Genomic DNA, 15,990 nt, shown 5'->3' with positions numbered 1-15,990 from the left:
GCCGCCCGCACTACAGCCGTAGAGTGGGCACCCCGTGCCCACGTGCGACGCCCGAGTAATCAGCGGTTCTTCCCCCGGCTGCTCGCCAGCCGGAGGTAAGAACGCCCGGCCCTGCCGGGACGCAGCAGATGCGTCCCCGGCGGGGCCGTTTCATTGGAGCCCTGCACGGCCTCGTCGAGCCGGAACACGGCCACCGTGCGCGCCAGTGCCAGCGCCTGCTGCTGCAGCGCGCGCGCGGCCAGCGCCGCTTCTTCCACCATGCGCGAACCCTGTTGCGTGAGTTCGTCCATGCGCACGATCGCCTGGGCCGCGCCGGCCAGCTCGCGCGCCCGTTCCGTGCCCGTGCTGCCGATCGTGTCGACGATGCCGGCCATGTCTTCCACGGCGCCCGCCAGGCTCGCCATCGTCGCGCCGGCTTCGACCGCGCAGGTGCCGCCATCGTCGAGCGCGGCCACGGTCTCGCGCGCGAGCGTGCGCGCCTCGCGTGCCGCGCGCTGGGCGCGCCGGGCCAGGGCGCGTGCTTCGCGGGCACCGCCGTCGGCGTCGCCCGTGCGTGCCAGCGTGGTCTCGATGGCCGCGCCGATGCGGTCCATGCGCACGGCCGCGCGCCGCACCTGTTCCATCGTCGTCACCAGGCGGTGCGCGAGCGCGCCGCCCTCGTCCGCCGCGACACCTGCACGCGCCGCCAGGTCGCCCGCGGCGTGCGCGCCGGCGGCGCTGTCGTCGAGCGCCGCCGCCAGCGCCTGCATCGACGCCGTCGTGCGGTCCAGCGCGTCGCGCACGTGCGCGCGCGGCGGCATGCCGGCACGGCCCAGCGTGATCTCGCGCGACGCCTCGCCGATCGCGCGGGCCGACTCGAGCACGGTGCGCAACTGGCGGTTCAGGCCGCGGATGCCGGCGTCGAGCAGCCTTGCCGTCTGGCCGATTTCGTCGTCCGCATAGGTCCGCGCGCGGATCGTCAGGTCGCCGCTGGCGAGGCCGTGGGCGGCCGCGCCGATCGCACCGATATCGGCCAGCAGCGCGCGCCGCACCGCCATCGTGATCGCCAGCGAGGCGGCGATCGACAGGACGATCACCACCGGCATCAGCACCGCGATCAGGCGAAAATCGTCGGCCGCATCGCGCGACGCCTGCTCGGACAGCGCCTGCTCGCGCCGCGACAGCTCCGCCAGGCGCTGGGCGACGACGGCGAACGCACGCTCAGCCTTGACCATCGCATTGGCGCTGATCGACTGGTCGATGCGCGCGATCTCGATCACGTCGCGCACGGCCGGCACGTATTGCGCCCAGGCGGCACGGGCCTGTTCGACGTAGCGCTGTTCTTCCGGGCTGTCGGCCGTCAGGCGCGCCAGCTGGGCGAGGTCGCGCTCGACCCCGCCGTGCCGGGCCCGCAGGTCGAGTGCGAGCGGGTCGACGCGGAAGTGCGGAAAGCTGCCGCTGATCCAGGTCAGGACCTGGTACGCCTGGGCATGCGCGCTGCGCGCCGCCGCGGACAGCTCCGCCGCCGCGCGCATGTTCGCCGCCCGGCGCTGCACGATGCTGTCGAGCGACGCATTCTGGCGTACCATCGCGTAGTAGCTGCCGCAGGACAGCAGCACGAGCAGCAGCAGCACGACGCCGGGCGCCAGCAGCAGCTTGGGACCGATGCGCAGACGGGCCAGCATGTCAGGACGTCGTCCGATTGACGAGTTCGAGGGGGAATGAATGGGTCATGGTCTCCTCCTGGCTGGCAGTATTTCCGGCGTGCATTAAATGAATGTACGCCGCCCCCGGGGTTGGCCATTGTGTTGGCTCAAGCCCGCCAACGTGAGAGGAACAGGATGAGACGTAAGAGTGTGGGCGCATTGCTGTCGGCCCTGGTGTTTCCCGGCGTGGGCCAGTACTACCTGGGGCGACGCACGCGTGCCCTGCTGTTCCTGGCGCCGGCCGCCATCGCCGCGATCCTGTATTTCAGTTTTGCGCTGGACCAGGCGAACACGGTCGCCGACCAGCTGTTGAGCGGGAAGATGGCGATGGATCCGGCGGCGATCGAGGCGCAGCTGGCGAATGCGCCCACGCCGTTCAGCGTGACGCTGGCCGGGATCGTGTTCGCCGTGTGCTACGTGGGGAGTATCGTGGAAGCGTTGATCGCCAGGCCGGAGGCGTGAACGCGGGCGTTTGGTGGGCTCGGGGAGCCCACCAATCGGCAATGGAGGCGTTCGCAGGGTGGGCACCCCGTGCCCACGAGGCATATCGTTACGTTAATCCAGCTTGGCGGCGTGCTCGCGCGTCGCGTGGAACTGCAGCTTCGGCCAGCGCTCCTGCGTGAGGCGCAGGTTGACGCCGGACGTGGCGAGATAGGCGAGGTTGCCGGCGGCGTCGTAGGCGACGTTGTGCGCCAGCTGCGTCTCGAAGTCGGACAGGGCCTTCTTGTCGTCGCTCGACACCCAGCGCGCGCTGCTGATGCTCGCGCCCTCGAACACGGCGTCGACGCCGTATTCGTTCAGCAGGCGGCTCGCGACGACCTCGAACTGCAGCACGCCGACGGCGCCGAGAATCAGGTCGCTGCCCATCACCGGCTTGAACACCTGCACGGCGCCCTCTTCGCCCAGCTGCTGCAGGCCCTTGTGGAGCTGCTTGGTCTTGAGCGGATTGCGGATACGCACCGTGCGGAACAGCTCCGGCGCGAAGTACGGGATGCCGGTGAACGTCAGCAGCTCGCCTTCCGAGAAGCTGTCGCCGATCTGCATGTTGCCGTGGTTCGGCAGGCCGATGATGTCGCCCGCGTAAGCCTCTTCGACCTGTTCGCGGCTCGACGCCATGAACGTCACGACGGACGACAGTTTCACTTCACGGCCCAGGCGCAGGTGCTTGACCTTCATGCCCTTCTCGAAACGGCCGGAACACACACGCAGGAACGCGATGCGGTCGCGGTGTGCCGGGTCCATGTTGGCCTGGATCTTGAAGACGAAGCCCGAGAACGGCTGCTCGTCCGGGCGCACGGCGCGCACGGTCGCATCGCGCTCGCGCGGGCCCGGCGCCCATTCGACGAGGGCCGACAGGATCTCGCGCACGCCGAAGTTGTTGATGGCGGAGCCAAAGAACACGGGGGTCTGCACGCCGGACAGGAAGCGCTCCAGGTCGAACGGATGCGAGGCGCCGTGCACCAGCTCCACTTCCATCTTGAGCTGTTCCATCTCGAGCGGGAACATCTCGGTGAGGCGCGGGTTGTCGATGCCCTTGATGATCTCGTAGGCGCCGTCGGCCTTCTCTTCGCCCGCCTTGAACAGCATGACTTCGTCGTTCAGCAGGTGGTACACGCCGCGGAAGTTCTTGCCCATGCCGATCGGCCAGGTCACCGGTGCGCATTCGATCTTCAGCACCGATTCCACTTCGTCGAGCAGCTCGAGCGGGTCGCGGGTTTCGCGGTCGAGCTTGTTCATGAAGGTGACGATCGGCGTGTCGCGCATGCGGCACACGTCCAGCAGCTTGATCGTCTGTTCTTCCACGCCCTTCGCGGCGTCGATCACCATCAGCGCCGAGTCGACGGCCGTCAGCACGCGGTACGTGTCTTCCGAAAAGTCCTGGTGGCCCGGGGTGTCGAGGAGGTTGATGACGTGGTCGCGGAACTCGAACTGCATCACCGACGACGCGACCGAGATGCCGCGCTGCTTTTCGATGTCCATCCAGTCCGACGTCGCATGGCGGCCGCTCTTGCGGCCCTTGACGGTGCCTGCGAGCTGGATCGCGCCCGAGAACAGCAGCAGCTTTTCGGTGAGCGTCGTTTTACCGGCGTCGGGGTGGGAAATGATGCCGAAGGTGCGGCGGCGCGCGACTTCGCGCGCGATCGTGGCGGCGGGCTTGCCGGTTAGCGCGGCTTCCTGGATGTCGGTGGTGGTTGCGTCGATTTCGTTGGACATGGTCTCGCCCTGGGGCGCTTGCAAAACTCTCGATTTTACCGGGTCCAGCGTACCTTGTGTGAACCAATTCCCGGCGCGCGGCACGCGCCCCATGTAGGAACAGTCGGGCGCGGCATGTGATGGCCAGCAATCTTGGCGGCCCCGACGGGCGTGTGGATGTGGCCGGAATGGCAAAAAGGCTGGCCGTCGAAACGTTTTAATGCCGCCAAACCATTGTCGAAGTTACAAAAAAAGCCCTCTACTGAAAGTTTCTCTCTAGTAGGACTGGGCTTACATAACATCATGCATAGAGCCTACATGGGGGCGACAGCTAGTCTTATGTTCGGCAAGAGACTATGGCATTAATGTACACACATCGCGATGAGGAAACCCATCCAAGCAATCGCCCCAGTGAAGTATGTCAGAGATAACGAGGACAAAATGAATAACGCCCAACTCGGTAATGCCGCCCAGAAAAAGGCGCAATCGGTGAATCAGATTCCCTCGACCAGCGAAGAAATCAAACTGGCCGCCCGCCCGGTTGTCAGCTACAGCGGCACCCAACAAAACGAGTTGCTCGCGGCCCTGCCGCGCCAAGACCTGGAAGCCCTGTTCGAGCACCTGGAACTGGTTCCGCTGCCCTTCGGCAAGGAACTGTTCGAATACGGCAGCAAGCTGGAATACGTGTACTTCCCCACCACCGCCATCGTCTCCCTCCTGTACGTGATGGAAGACGGCGCCACGACGGAAATCGCCGTGGTCGGCCATGAAGGTGCCGTCGGCGTGTCGCTGTTCATGGGCGAGCGCGCCACCTGCAGCGCCGTCGTCCAGAGCGCCGGCTACGGCTACCGCCTGAAAACCCAATTCCTGCGCGACGCCTTCAACAAGGGCGGCGCCCTGCCCCAGCTGCTGATGCGCTACACGAACGCGCTGTTCGCCCAGATGGCCCAGAACGCCGTTGGCGGCCGCCACAGCTCGATCGAACAGAAACTGTGCCGCTGGCTGCTGGACCGCCTCGACCGTTCGCCGAGCAATGAACTGAAGGTCACCCAGGAACTCATCTCGATCATGTTGGGCGTGCGCCGCGAAAGCATCACCGCTGCCGCCGGCAAGCTGCAGGACGAAGGCCTGATCCAGTACCGTCGCGGCAACATCACGGTGCTGAACCGCCAGGGCCTGGAAGACTACGCCGGCGAGTGCTACAAGGTCGCTAAAAGCGAGTATGACCGTCTGCTGATGGACGTGTCGCGCGCATGAGCGGCACCGCGTCCCGGCCCGCCGTCGCCAGCGGCGACTGAGCCTGGGCAGCACGTAGATGATTGTGTAATTGATGTTCGGCCAGGTCGGCCGCCTCCGCTGGCACTGCGCCAGTCGGATCTGCCGAAGGCGCCACGGCCAGCGCCGAGATATCCAGGGCACCGCCTGACGCGGTCCCGCCGGCGTCGGTCTCCCCTGGCGCCGTCACCGGAACGATGGCGTGAACCGAGGTCCCGATCCCGTTCACGCCGCGATCCACCCGCAATGTCCCTCCCAGCAGCAACGCCCGTTCACGCATCCCCAGGAGCCCGTGCGATTTCGGACGGCGCATCGCGTCGGGCGGAATCCCGACACCGTCGTCGCTGACCTCGAGCGTGTACGCCTCGCCTTCGCGCGCCAGGTGCACGATGACGTGGCGCGCCTGGGCGTATTTGGCGACGTTGTTCAGCGACTCCTGTGCGATGCGGAACAGCGCGATCGACTGCGCGGAACCGGCACTGTCGATGTCGCCCTCGATGAGCGCCTCGCAATCCACGCCCGTCGTGCGGGCGAAATCTTCGCAATAACTCTCCAGGGCAGCGGACAGGCCGAGGTTGTCGAGCAGGCTCGGACGCAGGTCTTCCACGATGCGCCGCTTCAGTTCGACCGTCTCGACGAGCACGCCACGGGCGCGGCCCAGCGTCTCCGCATGGTCCGGGTGCGTGGTCTTGATCCGGTCCGTGACCGACGCGAGGTGCATGCCGATGGCCGTCAGGTTGGCGCCCATCTCGTCGTGCAGTTCGCGCGCCAGCTTCGCCTTTTCTTCTTCCGACACGCGGATCAAATGGCGCGACAGCACGGACAACTGCTCCGTGCGTTCCGCGACGAGCGATTCCAGGTGGTCATTGGTTTGCTGCAAGGCCCGCTCGGCATTCAGGCGCGCGCGGAAGCTGCGGCGGATCAGGTTGTAGAACAGGACGAGGGTGACGAGTGCCGCCACGTTGATGCCGAGGCCGCGCAGCGCGGCCAGGCGGTAGCGGTCGTAGAAGACGGCGCTGCGCGCGGCCAGCGTCTCGTTCTGTTCGCCCGTCATGATCACCACCTGCAGGCGGATCTCGTCCATGTGGGTCTTGTCTTCCTGTGTCTGCGCGATGGAGACGATGTCCGCGAGGCCGCCGTGGCGATAGACTTCCAGGCCCTGGTTCATCAGATTGATGCGGCGGACGACGAGATTCTGCAGCTGGGCGAGATTCTTCAGCTGGGAGGGATTGTCGGCCAGCAGCGTCTTGAGGCTGTTGAACTGGCCGTCCAGTTCACGCTCCGCCGTGCGCAGTGGGCCCAGGTAGGTATCGGAACCGGACAGGTAATAGCCGCGCAGACCGCTTTCCGCATCGGTCACGAGCAGGTTCAGGTATTGCAGTTTGGCCGTCACACGATCGGCCTGCGCCTGGCGCGCGTTGGCAGTCTTGAGCCCGTCCAGGTTGCGGACCAGGCTTACGCCGTTGAGGACCAGGATCAGGACGCACACGACACACAGCAGGGTCTGGTACAACGGAAGGCTGCGAACCGGCCTGAACTTGGGGTCGGTGGTGAAAAACATCCTCGGTCGTTCCTTTCGCAGCTTGGCCTGTCCGAGTCATTATAGACCGGGAAAAGTTGCCATGGAGCTCGATTAGGCTTGCGGACGAGGAAATGTGGCGCGATGACGACGCGCAATTAACAATTCTGCATAGCAAATGACAAATTGCTAAAACAGTTGCAGGCCGAAAGACGCGGAATCCCCGCGGCTTTCGGCCTACCCTGCTCAGTCGAGCAGGTTGTTCTTCATGGCGTAGTACGTCAGGTCGCTGTTCGACTGCAGACCCATCTTTTCCATGATGCGAGTACGGTAAGTCGAGACCGTCTTGATCGACAGCGACAGGGCATTGCCGATGTCGGACACGGTCGCGCCCTTGGCCAGGCGAAGGAACACCTGGAATTCGCGGTCCGACAATTCCGTATGCAGCGCGGTGTTCGGATCGCGATCGAAACTCTGGGCCAGCAATTCGCCGACCTGCGAGCTGACGTAGCGGCGCCCCTGGTACACGGTGCGGACGGCCGTCTTGAGTTCGTCCGCGTCGCATTCCTTGTTCAGGTAGCCGTTGGCACCCATCTTGAACAGGTTCAGCGCATACTGCTGGGCCGGATAGCCGGACAGGATCAGGACCGGCAGATTGGGCTGGCCCTGTCGAATGGTGCGCAGGATATCGATGCCGCTCTGGTCCGGCATGGCGATATCCAGCAACAGCACGTCGCAGATCTCGCGGCGTGCGATGTCGAGGGCCTCGCGTCCCGTCGCGCCTTCGGCCACGACTTCGAACTCGCCCGACGACGAAAAAATCTGTTTGAAACCTGCTCGAACTATCTGGTGATCGTCACAAATGGCAACGCGTATCATTGTCTTCCCTTAAGTTTTCCCGATACAGGAAAGAGCCGAGGCTGGCCCCTCACGCCTCCGGTCAGGTCATGCGTTTGAGTCAGCAAACTGCAAGTGACATTTTAGCACCTCCGGGGTGCAGAACAACAGGCGCGCACGCCTGAGCTGGCTGCGTCGGCCGTTGCGCCCTCGGCGGGGCTTCAGACTGCCGGCGAACCGTGCTTGAGCAGTGCGAGAATCGCGTGCAGCTCGGCACGCAATGCTTCCGGCTCGATGGTCGGCGTGGCCGGTGGTGGTGGCGTTTCCGGCAACGCGTCGGCCTCGTGCTGGCCGCGCCCATCGAGGCGGTTGCGTGCCCCGCTGATGGTGAAACCCTGCTCGTACAGCAGTTCGCGGATACGGCGGATCAACAGCACTTCGTGGTGCTGGTAATAACGGCGATTTCCACGGCGTTTGACCGGTTTAAGCTGGGTGAATTCCTGCTCCCAGTAGCGGAGCACATGCGGCTTGACCCCGCACAAGTCGCTGACTTCGCCAATCGTGAAATAGCGCTTCGCCGGGATCGGCGGCAGCACGGTCGGTTCCATCTTGTTCGGTCGGTCGTTCATCGCTCACAAGCCGTGTCGGCTTTATCAGGCTGCACGCGCCAGGGAAGGATGATCGGGTCCGTCGGGGCTGTCCGGATTGCGCGGGCTGCCCGGATTGGCCTCTTCGACCATCGCCTTCAGCTTCTGGCTGGCGTGAAACGTCACGACGCGGCGCGCCGTGATGGGGATTTCTTCCCCGGTTTTCGGATTGCGGCCGGGCCGCTGCGGCTTGTCGCGCAACTGGAAGTTGCCGAAGCCGGACAGCTTTACCGCCTCGCCGCGCTCGAGCGCATTGCGGATCTCGTCGAAGAACGTCTCGACCATGTCCTTGGCCTCGCGTTTGTTCAGACCGACCTGCTCGAACAGCAGTTCGGCCAGCTCCGCCTTGGTCAGGGTCGGCAACTCCTTTTCCGCTTCCTTCCGTACCCGGGCCACCAGCATCGCACGATGCAGGTCGGCGGCCAGCGCTTCCTGGAGCACGGCGGAATCAACGTCGTTGTTGTTAATTTTAAGCCCTACCTTCAAGTTCTGGATTTGGTGGGGGCTCGATCAACCTGCTGCGCGACGGTTGCTCGATACCCCTTCGAGGCACGTGGCCTTCGTTATCAACCGCGCAGTTTTGCGCCGTGTTTTTGTTGCGCCGCGGATGCCAGCGCGGCCATGATGGCCTCGACCGCATCGTCCTGCAGCGTCGATTGAGTATCTTGCAAGCCAAAGCGGAAAGCAAGACTTTTTTCATCTTGTTCCAAACCTTTGCCGCGGTATTCATCAAACAAAACAACGGCTTGCACGAGTTTGCCAAGCGCGTTCGACTCCAGTTCCGACTGGAAAGCGTCGAGCAGCGCCTGGGCCGGCACGTCCTGTTTCACCACCAGTGCGAGGTCGCGCGTGGCGCCCGGGAACTTGGAAATCTCGGCGTAGCGCGGCACGTCGCGCGCGCGCAGCGCGTCGGCATCCACCTCGAACAGCACCGGGGCCTGCGGCAGGTCGTACTGTTGCAGCCAGCGCGGATGCAGCTCGCCGATCACGCCGACGACCTTGCCGTCCACTTCCACCGTGGCCGAGCGGCCCGGGTGCAGTGCCGGGTGTTCGGTCTTGCTGAAACGTACGGCGCGCGGTGCGAACAGCGCTTCCAGGTCGCCCTTGACGTCGAAGTAATCGACGGCACGGGTCGGCTGGCCCCACTGCTCGTCCGCGGCCGGGCCGTAGGCGATGGCGGCAACGCGCTTGGGCTGGTCGAAGCCGGCGACGGCCAGCGGCCCGTCCTGCGCTTCCGCATTGCGCAGGAACACGCCGCCCACTTCGAACACGCGCACGCGCCCGGCCTTGCGGTTCAGGTTGTAGCGGACGTTGGCGACGAGGCTGCCGATCAGCGACGAACGCATCACGCTCAGCTGGCTGGCGATCGGGTTCTGCAGGCGGATCGGGTCAGTATTGTTCGCGAAATCCGTTTCCCACTGCTGCTCGACGAAGCTCATGTTCACGACTTCCTGGTAGCCCAGGTCGGCCAGTTCGTGGCGGATCGCAAACAGCGAGCGGGTATTCTCCGGCTCGATCAGCATCGCCGACGGGGCCACCGGCGGCAGCGTGGGAATGTTTTCGAAGCCATACACGCGCGCCACTTCCTCGATCAGGTCTTCCTCGATCTCGATGTCGAAACGGTACGACGGCGCGGTCACGTGGAACAGGCCCGCTTCACGTTCGAACGGCAGGTGCAGGCGCGTGAAGATGTCGGCAACCATGTCGTCCGTGACGGGCACGCCGATGACCTTCGCGGCGCGCGCGGTACGCAAGGTGACCGGCTTGCGCTGCGGCAGGTTCGGGGCCTGGTCGTCGATCGGGCCGACCTTCGTGTCGGCCGTGCCGCAGATCTCGACGATCAGCGACGTGATGCGTTCGAGGTGCTCGGGGATGGTCGCGTAGTCGACGCCGCGCTCGAAGCGGTGCGCAGCATCCGTCGAGAAATTGTAGCGACGGGCACGGCCCTGGATGGCGTTCGGCCACCAGAATGCGGCTTCCAGGTAGATGTCGGTGGTGGCTAGCGAGACGGCCGTGGCATCGCCGCCCATGATGCCGGCCAGCGATTCGAGCTCTTTCTCGTCGGCGATCACGCCGACCCACTCGTCGATGTCGACCGTGTTGCCGTTCAGGAGCTTCAGCGTTTCGCCCTTGCGGCCCCAGCGCACGTCCATGCCGCCGTGGATCTTGTCCAGGTCAAACACGTGCGACGGACGGCCCACTTCCAGCATGACGTAGTTCGAGATGTCGACGAGGGCCGACACGGAACGCTGGCCGCTGCGCTCGAGGCGGCGCTTCATCCATTCCGGCGTCGCCGCCTTCGCGTTCAGGCCGCGGATGACGCGGCCGGCGAAACGGCCGCACAGGTCGGTCGCGGAAATTTTAACCGGCAGCACTTCGTCCGTGTTCACGGTCGCCGGGCGGAAGGCCGGCAGCGACAGCGGCACGCCGGTCAGCGCCGACACTTCGCGCGCCACGCCCAGCACGGACAGGCAATCCGCCTTGTTCGGCGTGAGCTTGATCGTGAATTTCAGGTCGTTCAGGCCGAGGTAGTCGCGGATGTTCTGGCCGATGGGCGCGTCTTCCGGCAGCTCCATCAGGCCGCTGCTCTCTTCCGAGATCTTCAGTTCTTTTGCCGAGCACATCATGCCCTGCGATTCCACCCCGCGCAGCTTGCCGACCTTGATTTCGAACGGCTTGCCGTCCGGACCCGGCGGCAGCACGGCGCCGGCCATGGCGCAGATCGCCTTCATGCCCGCGCGCACGTTCGGCGCGCCGCAGACGATGTTCAGCAGGGTGCCGGTGCCGACGTCGACCTGGCACACGTTCAGGCGGTCCGCGTTCGGGTGCTTGGCCACTTCCTTGACTTCCGCCACGACGACATTCGAGAACGGCGGCGCGACCGGCTCGACCTCTTCCACTTCGAGGCCGGACATCGTGAGCAGGTGCGCGAGTTCGTCCGAATTCAACTTCGGATCGACCATGGAACGGAGCCAGTTTTCAGAGAATTGCATATTCGTTTGCCTTGGTATTTATCGGACGTGTTCTTAGTTGAACTGCTTCAGGAAACGCAAATCGCCTTCGTAGAACAGGCGCAGGTCGTTGATCCCGTAGCGCAGCATGGTCAGGCGCTCCAGGCCCGAACCGAACGCGAAACCGATGAATTTTTCCGGATCCAGTCCGAAATTGCGGACGACCGTCGGATGCACCTGGCCGGCGCCCGACACCTCCAGCCAGCGGCCCTTCAGCGGACCGGAGCCGAACGCGATGTCGATCTCGGCCGACGGCTCCGTGAACGGGAAGTACGACGGGCGGAAGCGGACTTGCAGGTCGTCCGTCTCGAAGAACGCCTTCACGAAGTTCAGGTAGACGCCCTTCAGGTCGGCAAAGCTGATGTCTTCGCCGATCCACAGGCCTTCGACCTGGTGGAACATCGGCGAGTGCGTGGCGTCGCTGTCGACGCGGTACGTGCGGCCCGGCGCGATCACCTTGATCGGCGGCGTGTGCGTGCGGGCATAGCGCACCTGCATCGGGCTCGTGTGGGTGCGCAGCAGCAGCGGCTTGCCCGTGCTGTCGTTGCCTTCGATGTAGAACGTATCCTGCATCGAGCGTGCCGGGTGGTTTTCCGGGCTGTTCAGCGCGGTGAAATTGGTCCAGTCGGTCTCGATCTCGGGGCCGTCGGCCACGTCGAAACCGATCGAGCGGAAAATCTGTTCGACCCGTTCCCAGGTCCGCATGACAGGGTGGATGCCGCCCTTGGCGCGGCCGCGGCCCGGCAGGGTGACGTCGATCGCTTCGGCGTTCAGGCGCGCCATCAGTTGCGCGTTGGCGAGATCCTCGCGGCGAGCCGTCAACGCCTGTTCGATTTTTTCTTTGGCGGCGTTGATCAGGGCGCCCTGCGCCTTGCGCTGTTCGGGATCGAGCTTGCCGAGGCCCTTCATCAGTTCGGTCACCTGGCCGGTCTTGCCCAGGTATTTCGCTTTTGCGTTTTCCAGCGCGGCAGCGTCTTGTGCGGCGCCAAAGTCAGACTGGGCCGAGACGACGAGTTCTTCCAGCGAGTTCATGCGTGTTCTTTTCCTATTGATGGCGGGAGACGCCAGAAACAAAAACAGGGCATCGGTCCTTCAACCTTTGCCCCGTCCTTTGCGCACCGGCCGCCTGGAGCGGCGCGATGCTGTACTTCTTGCTGTCGCTGATTAAGCAGCCAGCTTTGCCTTGACGGTGTTCACGATAGCGGCAAAAGCCGGCTTGTCGTTGACAGCCATGTCGGCCAGGACTTTACGGTCCAGTTCAATCGCGGCTTTCTTCAGGCCGTTCATGAATGCGCTGTAGGTCATGCCGTGCGAACGCGAAGCCGCGTTGATACGGGTGATCCACAGTGCGCGGAAAACGCGCTTCTTGTTGCGGCGGTCGCGGTATGCGTACTGGCCAGCGCGCATGACTGCTTGCTTGGCAATACGGAATACTTTGCTGCGGCGGCCACGATAACCTTTGGCAAGCGCAAGAACCTTCTTGTGACGGGCACGTGCAGTAACCCCACGTTTTACTCGAGGCATAGTAGCTCCTTAGTTTGATGTGAGATTAAACGGCCGACGGCATCATGCGGTAGACGCTTTGGACGTCGGACGCATTGATGTTACGGGTGCCACGCAGCTGACGCTTGTTCTTGGTGGTCTTCTTGGTCAGGATGTGACGCTTGAACGCCATACCCGATTTGACGGTACCACCCGGGCGCACGCGAAAACGCTTCTTCGCGGAGCTTTTGGTTTTCATTTTCGGCATAGTCTTCTGCCCTCTTACAGGCAGCCTCATATGTGACAGGATTGCAGGTGGCAGCAACGCTGCTCTTGGATGCCTGCTTTCACTTGTCTCTGCAGCGGAAGCGGGTCCACTACAGTCTTGCATCCCCGTTCTTGCAAACATGGGAACCGCAGATTCTAGCACAGTTTTGGCCACGTGGGCACGGGGTGCTCACCCTACGCTGGATTTGCCGTAGGGGTGGACTCTCCCGCCCATCAAACATTCGCGTTATCGAAAACGGAATAGGCCAAGCCCGAGCCACGGGACGACCCCGGGCCCGGGCCTGGCCCGGCTTGACTGCACGAAGAATTACTTCTTCTTCTTCGGCGCGACCACCATGATCATCTGGCGACCTTCCAGCTTCGGAAACTGCTCGACCTGGCCATACGGCTCGAGGTCGCCGCGCAGACGCTCCAGCATGCGCTGGCCGATGTCCTGGTGGGCCATCTCGCGGCCACGGAAGCGCAGCGTGATCTTGGTCTTGTCGCCCTCTTCCAGGAACTTGATCAGGTTACGCAGCTTGATGCTGTAGTCACCTTCATCGGTACCCGGACGGAACTTGACTTCCTTGACCTGGATGATCTTCTGCTTCAGCTTCGCTTCGTGCGCCTTCTTCTGCTCCGAATACTTGAACTTGCCATAGTCCATCAGGCGGCAGACCGGGGGAACCGCGGTCGGCGCGATTTCCACCAGGTCCACGTTCGCTTCTTCAGCCAGACGAAACGCCTCGGCCAGGCTCACAATGCCCAGCGGCTCGTTGTCTATCCCGTTCAGACGCATTTCCGGGTAGTTGATTTCGCCATTGATGCGATGTGACGACTTGTCAGTAGCTATGTTGTTTCCTTTGAAAGTAAGATGGATAGTGCCGTCTCAAGGCGCGTGCTTGATTACTTCGCCTTGGATGCTACCTCGCCTTGGAGGCGTTCCAGCAGCGCATCGACCGACATGACGCCAAGGTCGACGTTGCCACGGGCGCGAACGGCCACAGTGTTGGCATCCCGCTCTTTATCGCCGACAACTAGGATGTACGGCAGTTTTTGGACGGAATGCTCCCGAATTTTATAGGTAATCTTCTCGTTCCGCAAATCAGCGTGAACACGCAGGCCAGCCGCCTTCAGCTTTGCCTCGACCTGCTTCACGTAATCGGCCTGCGCATCCGAGATGTTCAGGATGGCAACCTGGACCGGCGCAAGCCACAGCGGCAGCGCGCCCGCGTAGTTCTCGATCAGGATGCCGATGAAGCGCTCCATCGAGCCGACGATCGCGCGGTGCAGCATCACGGGCACTTTACGCGAGTTATCTTCCGCGACGTATTCCGCGCCGAGACGGCCCGGCATCGAGAAGTCGACCTGCATCGTGCCGACCTGCCACGGGCGGCCGAGGCTATCCTTCAGGTGGTATTCGATCTTCGGACCGTAGAACGCGCCCTCGCCCGGCAGTTCCGTCCAGGTCACGCCGCAGCCGCGCAGCGCGGAACGCAGCGCTTCTTCGGCCTGGTCCCACACTTCGTCGGAACCGATGCGGTTGTCCGGACGCAGCGCGATCTTGACGTCGATGTTCGCGAAGCCGAAGTCTTCGTACACCTTCATCGCCTGGGCGTGGAAGGCCACGACTTCCGGCGCGATCTGCTCTTCCGTGCAGAACACGTGGCCGTCGTCCTGGGTGAAGCCGCGCACGCGCATCAGACCGTGCAGCGCGCCCGACGATTCGTTGCGGTGGCACTGGCCGAACTCGCCGTAGCGCAGCGGCAGGTCGCGGTACGAACGCAGGCCCGCGTTGTAGATCTGCACGTGGCCCGGGCAGTTCATCGGCTTCAGCGCATAGGTGCGGTTTTCCGACTCGGTCGTGAACATGTTTTCACGATAATTGTCCCAGTGACCGGTCTTCTGCCACAGGGTGACGTCGATGATCTGCGGCGCCTTCACCTCGTTGTAGCCGGTGACCTGGTAGGTCTTGCGCATGTATTGCTCGATCTGCTGCCAGATGGTCCAGCCCTTCGGGTGCCAGAAGATCAGGCCCGGCGCCTCGTCCTGGAAGTGGAAGAAGTCCAGCTGCTTGCCCAGCTTGCGGTGATCGCGCTTCTCGGCCTCTTCCAGCATGTGCAGGTATTGCTCCTGGTCTTCCTTCTTCGCCCAGGCGGTGCCGTAGACACGCTGCAGCATCTCGTTCTTCGAGTCGCCGCGCCAGTACGCGCCCGCGAGCTTCATCAGCTTGAAGACTTTCAGCTTGCCGGTCGACGGCACGTGCGGACCGCGGCACAGGTCGGTGAACTTGCCCTCGGTGTACAGCGACACGTCCTCGTTCGCCGGGATCGACGCGATGATCTCGGCCTTGTAGTCTTCGCCGATCGACTTGAAGTACGCGACGGCTTCGTCGCGCGGCAGCACCTTGCGGGTGACCGGCTCATCCTTCTTGGCGAGCTCGGCCATCTTCTTCTCGATGGCTTGCAGGTCGTCCGGGGTGAACGGGCGCTTGTACGCGAAGTCGTAGTAGAAACCGTTGTCGATCACGGGGCCGATGGTGACCTGCGCTTCCGGGAACAATTCCTTGACGGCATAGGCCAGCAGGTGGGCGGTCGAGTGGCGGATGACGTCCAGGCCTTCCGGATCCTTGTCCGTGACGATGGCCAGGTCGGCGTCCTTCTCGATCAGGAACGACGTGTCGACGACCTTGCCGTCGACCTTGCCGGCCAGCGCGGCCTTGGCCAGGCTCGGGGCGATGCTGGACGCCACCTGGGCGACCGTCACCGGACCTTCGAATTGACGGCTCGAGCCGTCCGGGAGGCGAACATTCAACATTGTGAGCTCCATCGGCGCCATGCGCCCGTTGATTAGCAGTTTGAAACCAAGAAATTTTGGACGAAAAAAAACGCGCACCAGGCGCGTTTCTTTCAGTGTCGTCGAGTTGCTGCGAAAGACAATATGACACCCTACCGCGTCTAGCGATTCCCCCACAACGTCGTTGTAGTTCGCGGTGTCATAACCGATTATGCCTTTCTCGCTCTTACTGACGACAAGAGCGGAAAACCGAAGTTCCCCGCGCTTGTCTTTGGTGT

14 protein-coding genes are annotated in these 15,990 nt (G+C 63.6%); 2 read left to right on the top strand and 12 right to left on the bottom strand.

Annotation, left to right across the window (positions count from 1 at the left end; translation table 11 throughout):
• Positions 1-59 precede the first annotated feature (59 nt).
• On the bottom strand, positions 60-1,664 hold the full coding sequence (locus tag ACL58G_RS16585) for an MCP four helix bundle domain-containing protein (protein WP_440962489.1): 1,605 nt from the start codon (positions 1,662-1,664) through the stop codon (positions 60-62).
• A gap of 156 nt (positions 1,665-1,820) precedes the next feature.
• Here ACL58G_RS16585 and ACL58G_RS16580 point away from each other — a divergent pair, with 156 nt between their 5' ends.
• Positions 1,821-2,147, top strand: a complete 327-nt coding sequence (locus tag ACL58G_RS16580) for a hypothetical protein (protein WP_413385277.1) — start codon at positions 1,821-1,823, stop codon at positions 2,145-2,147.
• Between the two features lie 93 nt (positions 2,148-2,240).
• On the opposite strand, the gene ACL58G_RS16575 is transcribed toward ACL58G_RS16580, so the two are convergent.
• Positions 2,241-3,899, bottom strand: coding sequence for a peptide chain release factor 3 (locus ACL58G_RS16575; RefSeq protein ID WP_413385275.1), 1,659 nt, complete (start codon positions 3,897-3,899; stop codon positions 2,241-2,243).
• A gap of 420 nt (positions 3,900-4,319) precedes the next feature.
• Here ACL58G_RS16575 and ACL58G_RS16570 point away from each other — a divergent pair, with 420 nt between their 5' ends.
• Entirely contained in the window at positions 4,320-5,135 is an 816-nt protein-coding gene (locus ACL58G_RS16570; RefSeq protein WP_258815292.1) for a Crp/Fnr family transcriptional regulator, read from the top strand.
• Here ACL58G_RS16570 and ACL58G_RS16565 read toward each other — a convergent pair.
• The 10 genes from ACL58G_RS16565 to thrS form a co-directional block, all read right to left on the bottom strand.
• Complete coding sequence (locus tag ACL58G_RS16565; RefSeq protein ID WP_440962488.1) at positions 5,089-6,714, bottom strand: CHASE3 domain-containing protein; 1,626 nt, start codon at positions 6,712-6,714, stop codon at positions 5,089-5,091. The two genes, ACL58G_RS16570 and ACL58G_RS16565, sit on opposite strands and share 47 nt — an antisense overlap.
• A gap of 204 nt (positions 6,715-6,918) precedes the next feature.
• Positions 6,919-7,551, bottom strand: coding sequence for a response regulator (locus ACL58G_RS16560; protein WP_036228513.1), 633 nt, complete (start codon positions 7,549-7,551; stop codon positions 6,919-6,921).
• Between the two features lie 179 nt (positions 7,552-7,730).
• Positions 7,731-8,138, bottom strand: a complete 408-nt coding sequence (locus ACL58G_RS16555) for a MerR family transcriptional regulator (protein WP_413385270.1) — start codon at positions 8,136-8,138, stop codon at positions 7,731-7,733.
• Between the two features lie 24 nt (positions 8,139-8,162).
• A complete protein-coding gene (locus tag ACL58G_RS16550; RefSeq protein ID WP_056135976.1) occupies positions 8,163-8,558 on the bottom strand; it encodes an integration host factor subunit alpha in 396 nt (131 codons plus the stop codon).
• Between the two features lie 164 nt (positions 8,559-8,722).
• On the bottom strand, positions 8,723-11,149 hold the full coding sequence (gene pheT, locus ACL58G_RS16545; protein WP_440962487.1) for a phenylalanine--tRNA ligase subunit beta: 2,427 nt from the start codon (positions 11,147-11,149) through the stop codon (positions 8,723-8,725).
• A gap of 33 nt (positions 11,150-11,182) precedes the next feature.
• Positions 11,183-12,199: a phenylalanine--tRNA ligase subunit alpha gene (gene pheS, locus ACL58G_RS16540; protein ID WP_036228506.1), complete on the bottom strand. Its 1,017-nt coding sequence runs from the start codon at positions 12,197-12,199 to the stop codon at positions 11,183-11,185.
• 132 nt (positions 12,200-12,331) lie between these two features.
• Positions 12,332-12,691, bottom strand: a complete 360-nt coding sequence (gene rplT, locus ACL58G_RS16535) for a 50S ribosomal protein L20 (RefSeq protein ID WP_056135339.1) — start codon at positions 12,689-12,691, stop codon at positions 12,332-12,334.
• A gap of 25 nt (positions 12,692-12,716) precedes the next feature.
• Positions 12,717-12,917, bottom strand: coding sequence for a 50S ribosomal protein L35 (gene rpmI / locus ACL58G_RS16530; RefSeq protein ID WP_036228503.1), 201 nt, complete (start codon positions 12,915-12,917; stop codon positions 12,717-12,719).
• 327 nt (positions 12,918-13,244) lie between these two features.
• Positions 13,245-13,796 carry a translation initiation factor IF-3 gene (infC, locus tag ACL58G_RS16525; protein ID WP_413338916.1) on the bottom strand — a complete coding sequence of 184 codons (552 nt, stop codon included), beginning with the start codon at positions 13,794-13,796 and terminating at the stop codon, positions 13,245-13,247.
• Positions 13,797-13,822: 26 nt separating this feature from the next.
• Positions 13,823-15,733: a threonine--tRNA ligase gene (thrS, locus tag ACL58G_RS16520; RefSeq protein ID WP_440962486.1), complete on the bottom strand. Its 1,911-nt coding sequence runs from the start codon at positions 15,731-15,733 to the stop codon at positions 13,823-13,825.
• Positions 15,734-15,990 lie beyond the last annotated feature (257 nt).

The sequence above is a fragment of the Massilia sp. GER05 genome, assembly GCF_052056005.1.
In the GTDB taxonomy this organism is placed as follows: Bacteria; Pseudomonadota; Gammaproteobacteria; order Burkholderiales; family Burkholderiaceae_D; genus Telluria; species Telluria orientalis.
Note: the sequence above shows the minus strand (reverse complement) of the source record. Positions and strands in the feature narration are given on the sequence as shown.